Consider the following 19,297-nt stretch of genomic DNA (forward strand, 5'->3'; position numbering starts at 1 on the left):
CGCTGGTTCAATGCAGAAATGGACTGAGTTCGGATCTGTCTGGCGACGCCGGACTGCCACGACTGGCGGGGCCGTACTGATCGGCCTCGTTGCACTCGCATTCGCTGCGTCTGCCGATGCGGCGCAGGAAGCCTTTCACTGGATCCTCGACCGATTTCCGCTCGCGCCGCTTCTGCTGACGCCAGCGGCCTATGGTTTGATCGTCTGGACGACGCGGCGCTTCGCGCCGGAAGCGCGCGGCTCCGGCATCCCGCAGGTCATCGCTGGATCGCACAACGCTGCATCCGAAGCAAATGCGCGGCTGACGTCGCTGAGGACGGCCGCCTTCAAGTTCGTTTTGACCGTCCTCGCGCTCTTTGCCGGCGGCTCCGTCGGGCGCGAGGGACCGACCGTCCAGATCAGCGCCGCAATCATGGAAGCGACGCATCGCCTGTTCCGTGTGCCGCTGACGGCTGCAGTCACCATCGCCGGCGGCGCGGCGGGCGTCTCGGCAGCCTTCAACACGCCGCTTGCAGGCGTCGCATTCGCGATCGAGGAACTCGCTTCGGCCTATGAGCAGCGCCTCGCGCTTCTCGTGATGGCGGCCGTCATGATCTCAGGCCTCGTCAGCCTCGGGATCGCCGGCGACTATCTCTATTTCGGCGCAGTCCATGATGCGCTGACGATCAAGGCCGCCATCATGATCGCCCCGGTCGCGGGCGTTCTCGGCGGCCTGTCGGGCGGCGTGTTCTCCCGGATCATGCTCTGGTTTACGGCGAGCGACTGGAGCCCGGTCGCGAAGCTCCGCCAGCGCCCGATTCTGTGGGCCGTGCTGGCGGGTCTCATCATCGCGCTGATCGGCGTCTTCGGAGCGGGCCTCACCTGGGGGACTGGCTATGGCGTCTCTCGCAACATCATCGAGGGTGGCACCGAGCCGCTCTGGTTCGGCCCGGCCAAGATGGCGACCACGCTGTTGACGGCGCTTTCCGGCATTCCCGGCGGCATCTTCGCGCCCTCGCTCGCCGCCGGAACGGGACTGGGGCAGATGCTTTCGGCGATCTTCCCCGACCAGCCGGTTGGGGCTGTCGTCCTTTTGGGGATGATCGCCTATTTCGTCGGCGTCGTGCGGGCGCCGCTGACAGCCGTGCTCATCGTTTCCGAGATGACCGACAGCCACAAGCTGATCCTCCCGCTCTTTGCGGCTGCGATCATCGCTGATGGAGTCTCGGCCCTGATCTGCAAGGAGCGGCTCTATCACGGCCTCTCGCGCGGCTTCCGCGACAAGCCGGAGGCGCCGCCCACAACGGCCGCGTGACACGTCGTCAGGCTTGCCTTCGTGCTTTCCAGCCCGTCCTATGCTGCGACCTAGAATGGTGAGCGGAGGAAGCGATGACGAGGGTCGTGATCATCGGCGGCAGCGGGCATGTCGGCACCTATCTGGTGCCGCGGCTGGTCGAGGCCGGCTATCATGTTGTGAATGTCAGCCGCGGACAGCGGCAGCCCTATACGCCGCACCATGCCTGGGCGGCGGTCGAGCAGGTCGTGATCGACCGCGAATCGGCCGAAGGCGACGACACGTTCGGCGGCGCCATCTTCGATCTGAAGCCCGACATCCTCATCGACATGACCTGCTTCACGCTGGCGAGCGCGAAGGAGATCGTCGAGGCCGTGAAGGGAGAGGTCGAGCATTTCCTGCACACTGGAACGATCTGGGTGCATGGCCCGAGTGTCACCGTTCCGACGACGGAGATGCAGCCGCGCCGGCCTTTCGGCGACTACGGCATCCAGAAGGCCGCCATCGAGGCGTATCTGCTGCACGAAGCGCGGCGCAACGGCTTTCCAGCTACGATCGTCCATCCCGGCCATATCGTCGGCCGCGGCTGGGAACCGCTCAATCCAGAAGGCCATTTCGACCCGGCTGTCTTCACCCGCCTCGCCAAGGGCGAGGAAGTCCTCATTCCCAATTTCGGCATGGAGACGGTCCACCATGTTCACGCCGACGACGTGGCGCAGATGTTCATGCGCGCGATCGCCAGGCGGAGTTCCGCCATCGGCGAGGCTTTCCATACCGTTTCGCCGGCCGCAGTGACGCTACGCGGCTATGCCGAGGCGATGGCCGCCTGGTTCGGTCGGGAGCCGAACCTTGCCTTGCTGCCCTGGCCGGAATGGAAGACTCGGCAGAGCGATCGCGACGCCCAGGCGACATGGGACCATATCGCCCACAGCCCGAACTGCTCGATCGAGAAGGCGAGAACGATGCTGGGCTATGAGCCGCGATACACTTCACTCGAGGCCGTGCAGGAATCAGTTGCCTGGCTGATCGATAAGGGCGTCGTCGGCCTCGGCTGACGGGAGCCGCGGGGGTGGCGGTGTTCGAAGCGATCTCAGGCTGGTTCGAGCGCGTCGATCCCGGAACTCATCGCCGGGTCAAGGGCCTTCGGCTTGTGACGGCCTTCGGCCTCGCCGCCATGATGGGGACGTTGCATGCAGTCGCTTCAGGCGTCGCGAATGGCGGCACGCTCAGCTTTCTGGCGGGCGGCTTCGCACTCTGGGCGAGCGTTTCGGAAGCGCGAATCCAGCGGCGCGACTCGACCCGCGATCTGCTGCTGCTCTGCCTCGCTGCCGGTATCGGCGCCGTCGTCATGCTGTCCTTTGCCGCCGAGCTCACGGGACCCGGCCGGCCCGGCTCCGAGATCATTCTGGCATCCGGAGCCTTCTGCGTCGGCTATCTCAAGCGCTTCGGCGTGCTTGGCGCCGGTATCGGCTCGCAGATCTTTATCGGCCAGTTGCTCGCCTATGGTGCGGGACTGACGCATGCGGATTTCGGCACGGTCGTTGTTGCCGTGGCGATCGCTGCCGTCGCCGCGGTGGTCCCGCGCCTTCTGAGCGGTCCGGCCGAGCATCCGGCCGCCGCGCAAGAAGCGCCCGCCATCGCCAGGGGGCCGCTCAGATCACCGGCGGAACTCGTAATGGGATGTCAGGCCGCCGTGGCGACGCTTGTCATCGTCGCACTTGATGACCGGTTCGGTCTTGAGGAAGCGAGCTGGGCGATCACCGCTTGCACCTATGTCATCGCCAGCACGACCTCTGGCACGCTCGATCGTGTCCGACGGCGCATCTTCGGGACTTTGATCGGCGTGCCCCTTGGCATCGCCTGCCTCCCGCTCGCCATCGACGCCCCGCTTCTCGTCTGGTCCGCTGCCGCGATCGCGATGATCATCTATGCCATGGCGCTGCCAAATCGCTACGACGTCGCGTGCGGCGCCTATGCGTTCACGCTCGTCGTCACGCTCGCCGCGGCCGGCGAGCATTCGACATGGCTTTTCGCCGCACGCATCTGGGAGACGGTGGTGGGGGGCGGGCTCGGACTTGCCGCAGCGCTCATTCTCCTGCCGCTGCATGCGCCCAAGTCGCCCGGTTAGAGCGTTTCCGAGCGAAGTGGGCACCGGTTCACGTGAAGGAAACGCGACAAGACAATTGATCTAGGCAACTCGCCCTTTTGCATTCGGCCGGAATTCCGTCAGGAAATACAGAAGTCCGACGGCCGGGAAGGCGATGCCGGCGGCGACGATCGCCGGCCACCCGCCCCATTCATGCAGCGGACTGGCCACCGCCGAGCCGAGCGCGCCGCCGATGAAGAAGGTGGCGATGTAGAGGCCGTTGAGGCGATTGCGGATCTCGGGAGCCAGCATGTAGAGCGCGCGCTGACCGAAGACGGTGTTCGCCTGGATGAAGAAATCGAGCAGAATCGCCGCCACGACCATCAGCGCGATAGACAACAGATGGCCCGCAAGCCCCGCAAGGGCGAAGGCCGTGATGGTGAGGACGATGGCGGCGCCGGTTCCGGCTCGCGTATAGCCGCGATCGGCAAGACGGCCGGCGATCGGTGCAGAGAGGGCGCCGGCTGCGCCCGCGAGCGCGAAGAGGGCGATCTGCGACTGCGAATAATTGAAATCGGCGCCGTGCAGCTCAAGCGGCACGGCCGTCCAGAACAGGCTGAAATCGGCGAACAGGAAGAACTGATAGATGCCGCGCCGCCGCAGCAGCGGCGTCGTCCTCCAGATCGTGTAGAGCGAGGCAAGCAGCGCGCCATAGCTCTGTCCGCCATCCGGCCGTCGCCGTGGCAGGAAGCGCATCAGCAGGGCGCAGAGCAGGATCATCGCTGCGGCCGAAACGCCGAAAACGCCGCGCCAGCCGATGTAATCGGACAGGAATCCGGCGATCGGACGGGCCAGCAGGATGCCGACCATCAGGCCGCTCATCACATTGCCGACGGTACGGCCGCGCGATGCCTGATCGGTCATGCTGGCCGCCATCGGCACCAGCATCTGGATGACGCTGGAGGAAAAGCCGATGAACAGCGCTGCCGCCAGGAAGGGCAGGGCGCTCGGTGCGAACGCCGTCAGCACCAGCGCCACTGCGGTCACCGCGACCGCGATGGTGATCAGGCGCTTGTTCTCGATGATGTCGCCAAGCGGCACCAGGAGGACAAGCCCGAAGCCATAGCCGATCTGCGTCAGCGTCACGACCAGGCTCGCAACATGCGGCGACAGGCCGACATCCGGCCCGATCAGCGCGATCAGCGGCTGCGCGTAATAGAGATTGGCCGCGATCGCGCCGCATGAGAACGCGAGCAGGAAGGTGATGGCGGGTGTGATCGTCGGCTGCGGAGCCGCTGCGGCTGGAGAGCTTGACGTCATGAGGACTGCCTTGGGACGCGGCGCGAGGCGCCGGCGGGGCAGAAGACATGCCAGTTTTCGCCGCGAAATCCAACAGCGCGCTGATCGCCTACCGCAGGCTGTCCCTTCACTATCCGGCGATCACCTTGCCATGTTTCAGCACGGTCCGGCCGCCGGAGACCCCGGCGACTGCCTCCGGCACCGAGCCTGCGGGAATGAGCACGAGATCGGCGCGGCAGCCGGGGGCGAGGCCATAGCCTTCGAGACCGAGAACGGTCGCAGGAATGGTCGTCACCATGGCGAAGGCGTGGGCGACGTCTTCGTCGGCGTTGAAGTCCTGCCGGTAGCCGATGATCATCGCGCGCTGCAGGAGATCGCCATTGCCATAGGGCGACCAGGCATCACGGATATTATCGGAGCCCGCGAAGACGGTGACGCCCGCCGCCTTGAGGCGCTTTACCGGCGGCATCGAAACCGGGCCCGGGCCGTTGGTCATGATCGCGACGCCGGCCGATGCCAGCGCTTGGGCGGTGCGGCCGAACTCGACATCGTCGATGGAGCCAAGCGCAAAGGCATGGCTGACGGCGACCTTGCCTTCGAGGCCGGCGGCCTTGGTGCGGCCCGCGATCTGGCGCAGTTCGAATGCACCGAGGGGACCCGGATCATGTAGGTGGATATCGAGGCCGACACCGTGTTTCTCGGCGATGGAGAAGATCGCATCGAGATGCCCGGTGACGTCATTGTCGATGCCGGCCGGATCGAGCCCGCCGACGAGGTCGGCGCCTTCCTCCAGCGCCGCATCGAGAAGAGCGGCCGTGCCCGAATCAGTGATCACGCCGCTCTGCGGGAAGGCGACGATCTGGATGTCGACGAGATGCGCGTAGCGCTCCTTCAGCACCATCAGCGCATGAAGCCCCTTGAGACCGATCTCCGTGTCGATATCGACATGGCTGCGAATCGAACCGGTGCCGAAGGCGGCGATCTGTTCGATCAGCCGGCCGCCGCGTTCCTCGACCGGAAGCGCTACGGTGCGGCGCAGCTGCTTTTCGGCGGCAATGCGCAACGCGACCGTGTTGCCAGGAATATGCGGGATGAAGGGCAGGCCGAGCAGCGTCTTGTCGAGATGGATATGGCCCTCGACGAAGGAGGGCGAGACGAGCTTGCCGGCAGCCTCGATGCGGCGTGCGCCTTGGGGCAATTCGCCTGCCGGCGTAACGGCCGAGATGGTCGCCCCGCTGATCGCGACGTCGACAAGGCTTCCGTCCGGTGCTGTCGCGCCGGCGATGACGAGATCGGCTTGCATGGGGCTTCCGTCAGGCGATGAGGTTGACACGGCGCGCGGCGACGACGCGGTAGAGCGGGTCGCCATAGATTTTCTCCTCCTCGCGGGCCGAGAAGACCAGGCTGATGTCGTGCTCGTCGTCTGAGGCGATCGCCGCGGCGGCGATCTCGTCCCAGGACGGCGCGGGCAACCGGCGCCAGGCTTCGACCTCTTCAGCCGAGGGCAGTGACGGGAAGCCGATCTTCGGGACCAGCGAGGCGATGATCTGCCAGAAGTGTCGGATGATGCGCGGGCGATCGGCGGCGGGCAGGTGAGGCGAGACCAGGCGCACCCAGTGCGTCCCGGTCACCGCATGCAGCGCAGAGAAATCCATCGTCGCCGCGAACAGCGCCAGCGACGTCGACGCCATGCGGGCGAGGCAATCGGAGCGGATCTCCAGCAGGTCGACCACCGGCGCGAAGCCGGGCGCTTCGCCTGCCGCACGGATCGTATGCCAGAGCAGATCGGTCTCGGGCTCGAGCGCGTGCATGTCGGGAATGGCCGAAGCCGCTGCGAGAACGGCGCCCGGATCGTCGGTCGAGGGCGCGGCGCCGGTGGCCTGCGGCATCTTCAGATAGGTGGCGCACCAATAGCCGATGGCCGTGCCGACTTCGTTCGGGTCCATACGCAGCACGCCATAGGCGAGGCGCATCAGGCAATGCAGGGCGCTCGCCCCGATGCCGGGGATCAGCGTCGGCACGTAAGCGTGGATCGCGTCGTCGATACCGAGACGGCGGACTTCGGCCATCATCAGATCGCGGTAGTCGGCCTCGCGGCTGCGGTCGCCGAGATGATCGAGCCAGTTTTCCCTGGCGATCGGCGCGACGCGCGGCGGCATCGGCACCAGACCCTTCACGCGGCGATACATCGCGAGCCATTCCGCGAGGCGTGCGTCGTCAGAGCCGAGCCGGTTCATCGCGACCAGGATCATCGGCACATGGTTGGCGAGCAGATAGGGAAACTCCACGCTGTCGGCGCGAGCGTCGGCGAGGAGGTCGTCGAGCCTGTCATGCGGCAGGGCGGAAGCAAGGGTCACGATATCTCTCCTAACCTTGGACGGGAGCGGCGCGGCCGGTGTCGTCGGCGCGGAAATGCTCTTCGTCATAAGCCATCAGATCGGCATAGTGCGCATCGGCATCGGCCAGGAACAGGCCCCGCGTCAGCGCCGCGACCATGCGCGGCACGCCATATTTGAGCCCAGTGATGCCGTTGCAGATCGGGCCGAGGCTGGGCACCGCGCCATTGTTGAAGACATGGATATGCGCGAGCCATGGCGCCATGCCGGGTTCCTTCTCGGTGAACTCGAAATCGCTGCCGAGATAGGGATAGCGCGAAAGTGCGGCGTCCTCCTCGCCGGCCGGCGGCGTGAAGCGATCGGCCCAAAGCGCGATCTCATCCGCGAACGGCGCCAGTTCAGGTCGCAGTGACAGGTCGATGTCGTAACCTGTGCCGAGCAAGAGGTGATCGAATTCGAACGTCCCGCGCGGCGTATCGAGCTGGACGCGGCCGTTCTCCATGCGCGCCGCGAGCGGCGGGCAGCCGAGCTCGGTGCGGAAGTTCGGGAAGGCATGCGCGGCACGGTACATCTCCTGCGTCGGCGGCACCTTCAATTCGAAGAAGCGGCGCATGAAGCGCCAGCGGCGTTCCGCGTCAAGATCAGCAAAATGGCCGAGGAAGCCCGGGAAATTGCTCCAGGCGAGCACTTCCGTCTTCGGCAGCTCGCTGGCCCGCGCGAACAGCGAAACCGCGTTGGCGCCATTGCGCAGCGCCGCCACCGCCCAGTCAAAGGCCGAGGAGGCGGCGCCGACGACGCCGATATCGAGGCCCTGGAGACCCGTCGTATCGACCGTCTCGCCGCTATGCGTCCAGCGTTCGCGCGGCAGCGTCTTCACGAAATCCGGGACGGCTAGGCCGCCTGCACCTTCGATGCCGGTCGCCAACACCAGCTTGCGCGCATAAAGCCTGCTGCTGCCCGCGGCGGTCTCGATGTCGAGCGCTAGGTAGTCCTCGACCGGACTGATAGCCTTCAGCACCGTGCCATTGCGCACATCGAGCGCGGCCATGCGGCGATACCAGGTGAGATAGGCCATCCAATCCGCACGGTCGATCTTGCCGACTGCCTGCCAGGCATCCTCCCCGTGAATAGCATCATGCCATGCGCGATAGGTGAGGCTCGGCACGCCGAGATCGGGCCCCGAGAGATGCTTCGGCGAACGCAACGTGTCCATGCGGGCGCAGGAGAGCCACGGCCCCTCGCGACCTTCGGCGCTTCGGTCGATCAGCACGACATCGCCAATGCCCTGCCGCTTCAGCCCGAAGCCGATGGAAAGGCCGGAAAGCCCTGCGCCCACGATGACGACGTTGTGCAATGGCGCGCCGTCAGGCCCGCTGCGCCGTGGCAGCCAGGGGCGAGGCGAAGCCTCGATTCGCTCAAGGTCGCGGGCAATCAACTGTTCGAGTTCATCGAGACGTGAAGAGGCACTCATGCGTCGATCCGCGCGAGGCGGCTCCGGATATCGAGGGCAGTGAAGGGATGGTTGCCGATCTCGTGGTCGGCGTAAAGGCGGTTGATGCCCGCCGATTGGTCGACACTCGGGCTTGATGCGCAATTAGGCAGAAGCCACAATGGCCCGAACGCTGCAGGCGCTTCTCCGCAGGAAAATCTGCGGGGCGGAACCGAGCCACGCGCATCCGATGCTACCGGGACGCGAAGATTCGAACAGGGTCGATAACTTTGGATGAACATGGATAGCGAAGGTGCTTCGTTAGTGTTCGAAGCGCCGTTATTCGGGACTTGTTCGGACCTGATGTGCATTTGTGTGAGATTCGGAAATAAATGACGTTTCTTGAGCGCGATTTTGTTTGATGTATACTCCGTTTCCGCTCCCTTGTCACAACGGAAGAGAGTCACGACAATGATCAAGACATCTGCACTCAAGCTCGGTGTTGCCGCGTTCGCGCTGGCTTCAGCCGTGGCGACGGCGGGGGCGGCCGACAAGCCGCTGGCCGGGACGACCCTGACCATCGCGTCCCAGAACGACCAGTTCGCGTCGGTCATCGCCAAGCTGGCGCCCGAGTTCGAGGAGAAGACCGGCGCCACGGTCAAGGTTGACATCCTCGATTACGGCTCGCTTTTGACCAAGACCCAGGCGGATTTCGTCGGTCACACCAAGTCCTACGATCTCATCACGATGGATATCGTCTGGGCGGGGCAATACGCTGAGAATGGCTATACGGTTGATCTCAATGATCTGATGAAGCGCGATGCCGCAGAGCTTCAGATCGACGATATCTATCCCGCGACGCTGAAATATATCGGCCAGTACAATGGCAAGCAGGTCGCGTTCCCCTTTGCCGGCTATGCGGCAGTCCTCGCCTATCGCAAGGATCTGCTCGACGCCGCCGGCCTCAAGGTTCCGGAAACGGCCGAGGACTTCGTCGCGACGGCGCTCAAGCTCACCGATCCCTCGAAGAAGATTTACGGCTTCGTCGCCAACGGCCAGAAGGGCCCGGCGGTGGCGCAGGACTGGCTGCAGTACAACGCGCAGCTCGGCGGCTCGGTGCTCGACGCCAGCGGCAAGCCAGCGCTCAATTCGGACGCCAACATCGCCAGCCTCAAGGTCTACAAGGAGCTGTTCGACAAGGCGGCGCCTCCCGGCGCGGTCGACTATGATTGGGGCGGCCGCGAGGAGAGCTTCCGCCAGGGTCTCGCTGCGATGATGGAAACATGGTCGGTCGGCGCGCCCGGCTATTACGATCCGACAATGTCGAAGGTCGTCGATACGGTCGGCATCACCTACACGCCGGTCGCCAAGGGAATGGAACCCAAATACGGCCTCGGCGGCTGGGGCATGGCCATCAATGCCGATATCGACAAAGAGAAGCAGGAAGCCGCCTGGACCTTCATCAAGTGGCTGACCAGCCCTGAGGTCCAGAAGGAAATGAACATGAACGGCGCCGGCAGCTATATCCGCAAGTCGACGCTGGCCGATCCGGACCTCAACAAGAAGTATCCCTTCCTGCCGATCATCGCCAAGTCGTTTGACAATGCCGATGGCGATTATCGTCCGCGGATTCCGCAGTATCCGGAGATCCAGGATCTGCTCGGAACGGCTGTGAACGCAGTTCTCGTCGGCGGCGTCGATCCGAAGACCGCGCTCGACGATGCGCAGGCTCAGGCGGTGAAGCTGTTCTGATCGCGTCTTGGTCATGATCGTCCCGCTGCCTTAGCGGGACCCCAGCTGCGGCTTCCAACGGCCGCAGCTTCCTTTCCGGACCTTCGAGGAAACGCTTCGTGTCGATCGCTACGACCGCCATCCCGTCGCCCCGGCAGCCAAGCCGTCGGAAGTCGCTGCGTTTCGACGATCGGCGCCAGCTATTCCTGCTCGCCCTTGCCTTGCCGGCGGTCGTCTACATCGCTGCCGTCGCGATCTGGCCGCTGGTCCAGGGCATCGGATATTCGTTCTTCGACTACAACCTGCTGCGACGCGGCGGTGCCAAGACCTTTGTCGGGCTCGACAACTACGTCCAGGTCCTGACCGACGGCACCGGCCAGCGCGCGCTCATCAACACCTTCGTGTTCACGATCGGCGCCGTGTTCTTCGAGTTCATCCTCGGGCTCGGGCTTGCGATGCTGCTGTGGCGCGATGGTCGCTTCAACCGCATCTGTCTCGCCTTCCTGCTGATTCCCGTAACGATCACGCCGCTGGTCGTAGGCCTGATCTTCCGTGCGCTTCTCGCGGTCGACTACGGCTATATCGGCTATTATCTCGCCGAATGGGGCATCACCTCGCCCCGCGGTCTGCTGGCTGGCACGACCACGGCGCTGCCGACGCTGATCTTCATCGATATCTGGGAATGGACGCCGCTGGTGGCGCTGATCCTGCTCGCGGGCCTCAAGGCGCTGCCGGGCGACATTCTCGAAGCCGCCTTCGCCGACGGCGCGACGTCATGGCAGCGATTCCGCCTCGTCATTCTGCCGCTGCTGCTGCCGACCGTGTTCCTGGCGCTGGTGCTGCGGATGATGGACGCCTTCCGCGTCTTCGATTCGATTTTCGTCACCACCGGCGGCGGTCCGGGTGACGCCACGACCTCGCTGATGGTCTATGGCGTCAAGCAGGGCCTGCAATTCTTCAACATCGGCTATGCGTCGGCGATCGCCAACATCTCGATCCTGTGCATCGCCCTGATGGCGGCGGCCTTCACTCTTCTGATCCGCCGCGCCGACGTGAAGGCCAATGAACAATGACCACGATGACCACCACCGCGACCCTGCCGCGGCTCGCCGCGCCCGCCCGCCGCGTGACAGCTCTGCAGAAGCGCATCCGCATCGAGCGGACCGCGCTCGTGCTCATCATAGCCGTCTACATGATCCCCGTGCTCTGGCTCGTCGCGACCGCTTACAAGCCGCCGAAAGACATGTTCTCTTCGCCGCCGAGCTTCCTGTTCGAGCCGACGCTGCATAATTTCCGACGCGTCTTTGAGGTTTTCGACGTCTGGTCGCTGCTGCAGTCGAGCATCATCATCTCGCTCGGCTCGGCGGTGCTCTCGCTGCTGCTCGGCGTCCCGGCCGGCTATGCGCTTGCCCGGGCGCGGTCGCGTTATGCGATCTGGGTCGCCTATCTCTTCCTCGCCATCCGCACCGTGCCGATCATCGCGACGCTGCTGCCGTTCTACCTGATGATGCGCGACATCGGCCTGCTCGGAACGTGGTGGGCGGTCATCCTGATCAACACGACGCTCAACTGCGCCTTCGTGACGTGGATGATGTTCTCCTATTTCCGCTCGCTGCCACGCGACATGGAAGAAGCGGCGCTCACCGACGGCTGCACGCTGTTTGGCGCGTTCTATCGCGTCGCGCTGCCGACCGTGGTTCCGGGCATCATCGCCTCGGCGCTATTCTGCGTGATGTTTTCGTGGAACGACTTCCTGGTCGCGATGTTCCTGACCAATTCGGATTCAAAGCCGCTCTCGGTCGCGCTTTTGGCTGCCTTCGGCACCAAGGACATCACCTGGGGCACGCTCGGCGCACTCGCGCATTTCTCGACGGTGCCGATCATGCTGATGGCGCTGTTCATGAACCGCTATTTCGTACAGGGCCTGACAAAGGGCGTGCATTGAGGCCGTAGACGGCCGCGCTTCTGTCGCGGCCGCTTAAGGCTTTGCCTTGTCCGGGTTTCATGCCGTCTTGACGTTGCCGCGTGGCACTGGCTGATCGGCCCGCGCCTTTGCGGGCTGAATCTGCGGCCTTGTGGACCTGGTCGTCCGCTCGGCGTAGGCGAGCGATAGCATGAAGGCTGCGAAGACAGCGACGATGGCGAGTGAGGCGATGAGGTTGATGACAGGCACGGTTCGGTCTCCCCGATTGCGATGGGGAGATCGTTGCGTCACCGTCATCCGGTCGCTTTGACCCGGATCAAACCGGCTGGGGATTTCCCGTAGCGCCGAGCGTCAATCCGGTCTCGCGGTGGTAGGCGGCACCGAAGCTCGCGACCTTGGAGTCCTGCCAGGAAGGGGCGAGGAAGGTGATGCCTTGCGGCAGCCCGTCGGGCCTGAAGCCGTTCGGTACGGCCATGCCGCACATGCCCATCAGGTTGACGAAGTTCGTATAGATCCCGAGCTGCGCGTTGAGGCGGATCGGATCTGCGAGGATCTCGGCCTTGGTATAGATTGTCGGCGTCGTCGGCACGACCAAGACGTCGATCTCGTCCCAAGAGGCTCTGGTGTCGCGCTTCAGCGCGGCTACCTTATGGATCGCCGCGAAGACGTCCTTGGCGGTATGATCGCTGCTGGTGTCGAGGATCGACAGCGTGACCGGATGAATGTGGTCGCGATATTTGGCGACGACATTATCCATCGAGATCGCGCGCTCGGCGATGAACGGGCCGCCATAGAGCAGCTTCTGTGTTTCCTCGAACGGCGTGAAGTCGACCTCGACCTTCGTGCCGCCCATCGCTTCGAGCCGCGCGACCGCCGCCGCGAAGAGCTTTGCGGCTTCCTCGTCGCCGAAGAACCTCAGCGCCGCGCAGGCGGGGACGCCGAAGCGGAATTGCAACGGGATCGGGCCGATGCCGAGATTGACCGTATCCGCTTCAGGCTTCGAAAATTCGTAGCTCGCATCATAGCCGCCCATGCGGCGTCCGACCGTCACCGCGTCCTCGGTCGTCAGCGCGAAGACGGTCATCGTCTCGGCCGATTTGAGGCTGCCGCCGCCGGAGACGGAGGAATTGGAGATGAAGCCTGGCGTGGGCTTGAGGCCGACGATGTTGTTGAAGGCGGCGGGCACACGGCCGGAGCCGGCGGCGTCGTTGGCGACGGAGAAGGACACGAGGCTGGCCGCGACTGAAACGCCCGAGCCCGACGACGAGCCGCCGGAGATATAGTCCTCGCCGAAGACCGACGAGCAGGCGCCATAGGGCGTGCGCACGCCGACAAGGCCCACGCCGAACTGATCCATATTGACCTTGCCGAGGCAGAGCGCGCCCGACTCGATCAGTCGGTTGATCGCCTGGCCGGTCGTCTCCGGCACATAAGTCATCTCCGGCAGCGCATTGGTCGTCGGCATGCCCGGGACGTCATTGCAGTCCTTGACCGAATAGGGAATCCCCCAGAGCGGATCGTCGGTCGGGCCGGTTGCTTCGAGGGCGGCTGCCTGCTGCAGCAGCGCTTCGCGCGTGGCGAGGTGGATCCAGACATGGTCGTCGCCGCGCGCGGCGATGCGGTCATAGAGCGCGTCGATGACGGCGGTCGGCTTCAGCGCACCGCTGCGATAGAGGCGGGCGAGCGTCTTGATGTCGAGCGAGCCCGTGGCGGGCGACCAGGCGGCAGTCATCGGGAATCCAATCGGGTCAAAGCGTGATGGCGGCGATCGGCGCGGTCGTTCCGAAGAGGCCGGTGCCGAAGCGGGTGATGTTGAGGACGGCGGTCTTGGCGCCCGGCAGGTCGGTCGCCGTGCCGTCTTCCAGCAGCAGGCATTCGAAGCCGCCATCATTGGCGGCCCGCATTGTCGCGTGCACGGCGCCTTCGGTGCGAAGGCCGGCAATCACGAGATTGGCGATCCCTTGCCGCTGCAGCAGGAAGGCAAGATCTGAGCCGAGAAAGATGTTGTCGCCGGCATGGTCGATGACCGGCTCCCCGTCCTTGGGGGCGAGCGTCTCGACGATGGCCCATCCTTCCGCGCCTCGCGCAAGGATGCGATCGACCGGACGTACAGCATTGCGCAAGGCAGCGGCGCGCGGCAGGCCGACAATAGGATCGAAGCCGCGCCTCCCATGCAATACAGTGCCGCCGGCAGCGCGCCACGCGGCAAGCAAAGGCGCAACGGCAGCGACGACTGGCTCCGCACCGATTTCGGAAACCGGTTCGGCCTGGAAGTCGATCAGGAACAGCGCCGTATCGGCCATCGACCACGCGCCGGTGAAGGGCCAGGCGTAGGGCTCGGATGCAACGGGCGAGTAGGTGGTCATGCGGCTGCTCCCGCCTTGGAGGCTCCGGCGATCAGCGCGATCAGGGCCTCGGATGACGACACCGCGCCCCAGCGGCCGCCATAAGCCGCGAGCAGATCGACCATGCCCTGGTGATTTGCCGTCTCGACGGCCGCCGTGCCATCGACCACCAGCACGCAGTCATAGCCAAGATCCGCACCGTCGCGGATCGTCGATTGCACGCAGCAATCGGAGGTGACGCCGCAGACGATCAGCGCCTCGATGCCGCGCGCGCGCAGGATCTGGTCGAATTCGGTGGCATGAAATGAGCTCTTCCCCGGCTTGTCGACGACGATCTCGCCAGGAAGGGGATAGAGCTCGGCGATGATGTCGTGGCCGGGGTCGCCGCGCGTCAGGGCGCGACCCTGGTTGCTCTCATCGCCAATGCCGACGCCGTGCAGCCGGCTGCGCCAGCGCTTCACCGGATTGAGGTCCGAGAGGTCGGGGCGATGACCTTCGCGGGTGTGGATGATGGTCATGCCCGCGACGCGGGCTGCCTCTAGCAATTCGGCGATCGGACTGATGGGCTTCCGTGTGTTTTCGATGCTCTGGCCGAGCCGGTCGATCCAGCCGCCCGGACCGCAGAAATCGGTCTGCATGTCGATGACAACAAGGGCGGTTCGGTCGAGATCGAGCGGGCCGGTGACCGGCCAGGTGACATCGCTGTGCATCGGATCCTTCTGAACGGTTGGTGTCAGTGCGTGATGGCGAGTTCGGTGGCGGCGTCGAAAACATGGATGCGCGCCGGTTCGACCGTCAGCCCGATGCGGGCGCCGCCCTTGATGCCGAGCGTCCCGTCGAGAACGGCGCGAAGCCGGGTGCGGGCGCTGGTCATCTCGTCGCCGCTCTCGTCCTCGATGCCGCTGGCGACGACCGCGCCGGCGTCGAGGTCGACATGGACGAGCAGGCTGGCGCCGAGATCCTCGACAAAGGCGACGGTGCCACAGATGCGCCCGGGCGCGCTTGGCTCGTCCGGTGCGACTTGGAACGCCTCAGGCCGGATGCCGGCGATCACCGGCTTGCCTTGGTGGTCGGTGAGGGCAGGGCGCGCGGCGAGGGCCGGCGCGTCGAGCGGGATGGTCAATTCACCGAGCAGCAGCGCGGGGCTGCCGCCGCTTGTGCCGATCTGGCCGGCGAGCATGTTCATCGGCGGCGAGCCGATGAAGCCGGCGACGAACAGGTTGGCGGGGGCGTCGTAAAGCTTGCGCGGTTCAGCGAGCTGCTGCAGCACGCCCTTGTTCATGACGGCGACCCGGTCGCCCATCGTCATCGCTTCGACCTGGTCATGCGTCACATAGATCGTCGTGACGCCGGTCATCTTCTGCAGTCGGGCGATCTCGGCGCGCATCTGGCCGCGCAGGCGTGCGTCGAGATTGGAAAGCGGCTCGTCCATCAGATACGCCTTGGGCGAGCGCACCAGCGCCCGGCCCATCGCGACGCGCTGCCGCTGGCCTCCGGACAGCTTGCCGGGCTTGCGGGCAAGATAGTCGCCGAGCTCGAGCAATTGGGCGGTCTCGGCCACCTTGCGGTCGATCTCGGCCTTGTCGGTACCGCGCACCTTCAGCCCGAAAGCGATGTTCTCGGCAACGGTCAGGTGCGGATAGAGCGCGTAGGACTGGAACACCATCGCGATGTTGCGATCTCGCGGCGCAAGGTCGTTGGCAATGACGCCGTCGATGAGCAGCTCGCCATCGGAAATCTCTTCGAGGCCGGCGATCATTCTGAGCGCCGTCGACTTGCCGCAGCCCGACGGGCCGACGAGCACGAGGAACTCGCCATCGGCGATGGTCAACTCGAGCGCGTTCACGGCCAGCTGGCCGTCGTCGTAACGCTTGGTAACGCGATCGAATACGATCTCAGCCATGGGATCCTTGCCCTCCGTCAATTCACAAAATGCCACATCGGCCGACGTCGTGTCAAAGTCCCAAAATGCTGGATTATCTACCAGATTTCGTGGGCTTGATCGTCAGTCAGCGGCGATTATGTTCGAATTTGTGCGGATTTGACGGCGGTTGCCAGCTGGGCGACGAGGGCTTCGGAGGTCTCCTCGCGGACGGTCTGGCGAGCAAAGCCGAGTGTCACCGCCCCGGACGCAGCTAGGCGACTGGGCGCGCGGCAGGAGGCGTGGATCTCGCGAGCCCCCGTCGCCAAAAGGATCTCGGTAGCATTTTCGGGTCGCACACCCGAGCCGGGCATGACTGAAATTCGCCCATCTGCCTGTTTGACAAGCGCAGCAACGGTGGCAAGGGCCTGGTCGACCTTCATCGCTCCGCCCGACGTCAGGATACGCTCGAAGCCAAGTTCGATGGCGCTTTCGAGCGCTTCGGCCGGATCGGGCACAAGGTCGAATGCGCGGTGCAAGGTCATGCCCAGCCCCTGCGAATGGGTGGTCAACCGGCTGAGCGCCTCGTTGTCGAGGCGGCCGCGCGGCTCCGAGGCACCCAGTACGACACCGGCAAGCCCCGCCGCCCTCACAGCGTCGATGTCGCGGCGCATCTGGTCAAGGTCGCCGGGGGAGAGGACGAAGTCGCCCTCGCGGGGCCGGATCATCGCGTAAACGGGCAGAGGCGTCTTCGCCGCCAGCGCGATGAGGCCCGGGGAAGGCGTCAGCCCGCCGAGCGCTAGCGCGCTGCACAGCTCGATGCGGTCAGCACCGCCGGCGATGGCCGCCGCCAGACCTTCGGCGCTGTCGACACAAATTTCGAGCGTGACAGTCATTCCGTGTCCGCTGCCTCAGCAGCCAGCATGGCCGCGCCGATCAATCCGCTTGCGCCGCGCGTCAGGCCTGGGACCACGAGCGGCCGCTCGTAGCGGGCGAGAACCTTGCTGCGCAGCGACTGGTCGATGCGCGCAAGGAGCGCCACATCCGAGGACAGTCCTCCCCCGCAGGGGATGAGCGAAGGGCCGAGCGTGTTGACGATCATCGAGAGCGGGCCGGTGATCAGCTCGACAAACACATCGATGGTCGCCGTGGCGTCCGTGTCGCCTGCGTGCCAGGCGCTCGTGATTTGGTGGCTGCTTAGCTGCCGGCCGGCGAGGGCTGCATGGATGCGCTCCATGCCGCGCGCCGAGCCATAGGTGTCGACACAGCCGAGCTGGCCGCAGCCGCAGGCGACGAGCGGAATGCCACGTGCTTGGACGGCGTCGGCGAGGACGGGACCATGTCCCCATTCGCCCGTCACGCCATGGGCGCCGCGTACCAGGCGCCCGTTGACGACCAGGCCGCCGCCGACACCTGTGCCGAAGATAGCCGCAAAGACGACCGGCAGGCCGCGGCCGGCACCGACAATGGCCTCGGCGAGCGCAAAGCAATCGGCATCATTGCCGACAGTTACCGTGACTCCGAGATGCTCGGCCAGTTCGGCGGCGATGCGGTGACCCGTGATGGCCGGTATATTGGCGGCGTTGGCGATACCCGTGGCAGGATCGACCGTGCCGGCGATCGAAATGCCGATCCGGTCCGCGCCGCCGGAAGCGTCGACGAGCGAAGCAAGGGCATCCGCGAAGTCCCGCCAGCTGGTATGCGGTGTCGGCAGGGTCGAGCGGGCGGCGATCGAGCCGTCAGGCGCGACGCGCGCGATCTCGATCTTGCTGCCGCCGATATCGAAGGCCGCCGTCCGGATCGCCGCTGCCTGCTGCGTCGCCGCTGCCGTCATGGTGCCTCGCCGAGTGCAGGAAAGCTCTGCCGCACGCCGCCGATATAGACGCCGCGCACGCCAAGATCGTCGGCGAGATGCACGAAATCGGCTCTCGCGCCGGGCGCGATGCGACCATGCGTGCGATCGATGCCCAGGAACATCGCCGGATAGAGCGACGCCATGCGCAATGCCTCGTCGCGCGGAGTGCCAACCGTGTCGATCATGAAGCGGAGCGCGGTGATCATGTCGAGATCGGAGCCGGCCAACGTGCCATCGTCAAGGGTCAGCTTGCCGCCGCCGCGCGTGATCGTGCGGCCATTCAGCGTGATCGAGGGGAGGTCGGAGCCGACCGTCGACATCGCGTCGGTGACGAGATAGAGGCGCGCCGGGGCAGCCTTGGCGCGCAGCGCCGTGTCGATGGCGCCGGGATGGACATGAAAACCGTCAGCGATCAGCCCACACCAGACGTCGCCCGCTTCCAGCGCCGCGCCGACGAGGCCGGGGCCGCGATGGCCGAGCTGGCTCATGGCGTTGAAGAGATGCGTGATTCCGCGCGCCCCGGCCGAAAAGGCGGCGCGCCCCATCTCGTAGGAGGCATCGCTGTGGCCGATCGAGACCGTGATGCCGGCGGCTGCAAGACGTGCGATCTGGGCCGGCGGAACGGTCTCAGCCGCGACCGTCGTGATCACGTGCTCGATGCCGGTCGCGACGAGCCGTTCGAGATCGGCTGCCTCCATCGGCCTGATCAGCTTCGGATCATGCGCGCCCTTGCGCGCGATCGAGAGGTGCGGACCCTCGATATGCATGCCGAGGCAACCCGGAACGCCGGCCGAGATCGCGTCGCGGACCGCAGCGATCGCAGCGTCCGTGACATCAGGCGTGTCGGTGATGAGCGTCGGCAAGAGCGACGTCGTGCCGAAGCGGGCATGAGCGGCGCAGATCGTGCGCACGCCCTCGACGGTCGTCACCTCATTGAGCAGCGCACCGCCGCCGCCATTCACTTGGAGATCGACGAAGCCCGGCGCCAAAAGTCCGCCATCGAGTTCGATCCGTTCCGCACGTTCGGGCAGGTGTCCGGGCTCGGCGAGGCCGACCACATGGCCGTCCGCGACCAGCACCGCGACATCGCCGAGCCGGCGCGTCCCGTCAAAGACCTCGGCGCCGTAATAGGCCGTCAGCCTCGTCATGATTGTCTTC

General features: G+C 65.4%; 18 protein-coding genes. 6 read left to right on the forward strand and 12 right to left on the reverse strand.

Translation table 11 applies throughout. From position 1 onward, the window contains the following. The first annotated feature begins 10 nt into the window (after positions 1–10). From BUB39_RS07975 to BUB39_RS07985, 3 genes are all read left to right on the forward strand, one after another. Positions 11–1,294: a chloride channel protein gene (locus BUB39_RS07975; RefSeq protein WP_073052381.1), complete on the forward strand. Its 1,284-nt coding sequence runs from the start codon at positions 11–13 to the stop codon at positions 1,292–1,294. Positions 1,295–1,368: 74 nt separating this feature from the next. Beyond that, the gene (locus tag BUB39_RS07980; protein ID WP_073052382.1) at positions 1,369–2,328 is read left to right on the forward strand and encodes an NAD-dependent epimerase/dehydratase family protein; all 960 of its coding nucleotides are present in this window, start codon (positions 1,369–1,371) and stop codon (positions 2,326–2,328) included. 14 nt (positions 2,329–2,342) lie between these two features. Further along, on the forward strand, positions 2,343–3,401 hold the full coding sequence (locus BUB39_RS07985) for an FUSC family protein (protein ID WP_210187044.1): 1,059 nt from the start codon (positions 2,343–2,345) through the stop codon (positions 3,399–3,401). Between the two features lie 60 nt (positions 3,402–3,461). Here BUB39_RS07985 and BUB39_RS07990 read toward each other — a convergent pair whose 3' ends face one another. From BUB39_RS07990 to BUB39_RS08005, 4 genes are all read right to left on the reverse strand, one after another. Continuing rightward, a complete protein-coding gene (locus BUB39_RS07990) occupies positions 3,462–4,679 on the reverse strand; it encodes an MFS transporter (protein WP_073052384.1) in 1,218 nt (405 codons plus the stop codon). 109 nt (positions 4,680–4,788) lie between these two features. Then, positions 4,789–5,961 carry an amidohydrolase family protein gene (locus tag BUB39_RS07995; RefSeq protein WP_073052385.1) on the reverse strand — a complete coding sequence of 391 codons (1,173 nt, stop codon included), beginning with the start codon at positions 5,959–5,961 and terminating at the stop codon, positions 4,789–4,791. Positions 5,962–5,971: 10 nt separating this feature from the next. Then, positions 5,972–7,015: a questin oxidase family protein gene (locus BUB39_RS08000; RefSeq protein WP_073052386.1), complete on the reverse strand. Its 1,044-nt coding sequence runs from the start codon at positions 7,013–7,015 to the stop codon at positions 5,972–5,974. A gap of 10 nt (positions 7,016–7,025) precedes the next feature. Next, positions 7,026–8,465 carry an NAD(P)-binding domain-containing protein gene (locus BUB39_RS08005; protein ID WP_073052387.1) on the reverse strand — a complete coding sequence of 480 codons (1,440 nt, stop codon included), beginning with the start codon at positions 8,463–8,465 and terminating at the stop codon, positions 7,026–7,028. A gap of 429 nt (positions 8,466–8,894) precedes the next feature. Between BUB39_RS08005 and BUB39_RS08010 the strand changes: the two genes are divergently transcribed. The 3 genes from BUB39_RS08010 (at position 8,895) to BUB39_RS08020 (ending at position 12,099) form a co-directional block, all read left to right on the forward strand. Next, positions 8,895–10,175, forward strand: coding sequence for an extracellular solute-binding protein (locus BUB39_RS08010; RefSeq protein WP_073052388.1), 1,281 nt, complete (start codon positions 8,895–8,897; stop codon positions 10,173–10,175). Positions 10,176–10,279: 104 nt separating this feature from the next. Beyond that, positions 10,280–11,227 (forward strand): carbohydrate ABC transporter permease, encoded by a 948-nt coding sequence (locus tag BUB39_RS08015; protein WP_084527172.1) that lies wholly within the window; start codon positions 10,280–10,282, stop codon positions 11,225–11,227. Positions 11,228–11,346: 119 nt separating this feature from the next. After that, complete coding sequence (locus BUB39_RS08020; RefSeq protein ID WP_244540203.1) at positions 11,347–12,099, forward strand: carbohydrate ABC transporter permease; 753 nt, start codon at positions 11,347–11,349, stop codon at positions 12,097–12,099. A 57-nt stretch (positions 12,100–12,156) separates the two neighbouring features. Here BUB39_RS08020 and BUB39_RS25445 read toward each other — a convergent pair whose 3' ends face one another. From BUB39_RS25445 to nagA, 8 genes are all read right to left on the reverse strand, one after another. Beyond that, positions 12,157–12,327, reverse strand: a complete 171-nt coding sequence (locus tag BUB39_RS25445) for a hypothetical protein (RefSeq protein WP_175561777.1) — start codon at positions 12,325–12,327, stop codon at positions 12,157–12,159. 67 nt (positions 12,328–12,394) lie between these two features. Then, on the reverse strand, positions 12,395–13,810 hold the full coding sequence (locus BUB39_RS08025; protein ID WP_073052389.1) for an allophanate hydrolase: 1,416 nt from the start codon (positions 13,808–13,810) through the stop codon (positions 12,395–12,397). Positions 13,811–13,826: 16 nt separating this feature from the next. Next, positions 13,827–14,444: a cysteine hydrolase family protein gene (locus BUB39_RS08030; RefSeq protein WP_073052390.1), complete on the reverse strand. Its 618-nt coding sequence runs from the start codon at positions 14,442–14,444 to the stop codon at positions 13,827–13,829. Then, on the reverse strand, positions 14,441–15,133 hold the full coding sequence (locus BUB39_RS08035; RefSeq protein ID WP_073052391.1) for a cysteine hydrolase family protein: 693 nt from the start codon (positions 15,131–15,133) through the stop codon (positions 14,441–14,443). The genes BUB39_RS08030 and BUB39_RS08035 overlap by 4 nt, the downstream gene beginning before the upstream one ends. Positions 15,134–15,156: 23 nt before the next feature. After that, positions 15,157–16,326 carry an ABC transporter ATP-binding protein gene (locus BUB39_RS08040; protein WP_073052392.1) on the reverse strand — a complete coding sequence of 390 codons (1,170 nt, stop codon included), beginning with the start codon at positions 16,324–16,326 and terminating at the stop codon, positions 15,157–15,159. A gap of 116 nt (positions 16,327–16,442) precedes the next feature. Further along, positions 16,443–17,180, reverse strand: a complete 738-nt coding sequence (locus tag BUB39_RS08045) for a copper homeostasis protein CutC (protein ID WP_073052393.1) — start codon at positions 17,178–17,180, stop codon at positions 16,443–16,445. Then, positions 17,177–18,118, reverse strand: coding sequence for an ROK family protein (locus BUB39_RS08050; RefSeq protein WP_073052394.1), 942 nt, complete (start codon positions 18,116–18,118; stop codon positions 17,177–17,179). Before BUB39_RS08050 ends, BUB39_RS08045 begins: the two co-directional genes overlap by 4 nt. Next, positions 18,115–19,287 (reverse strand): N-acetylglucosamine-6-phosphate deacetylase, encoded by a 1,173-nt coding sequence (gene nagA, locus BUB39_RS08055; RefSeq protein WP_073052395.1) that lies wholly within the window; start codon positions 19,285–19,287, stop codon positions 18,115–18,117. Before nagA ends, BUB39_RS08050 begins: the two co-directional genes overlap by 4 nt. Between the last annotated feature and the right edge of the window lie 10 nt (positions 19,288–19,297).

Origin of the sequence: Kaistia soli DSM 19436, assembly GCF_900129325.1 — a bacterium.
In the GTDB taxonomy this organism is placed as follows: domain Bacteria; phylum Pseudomonadota; class Alphaproteobacteria; order Rhizobiales; family Kaistiaceae; genus Kaistia; species Kaistia soli.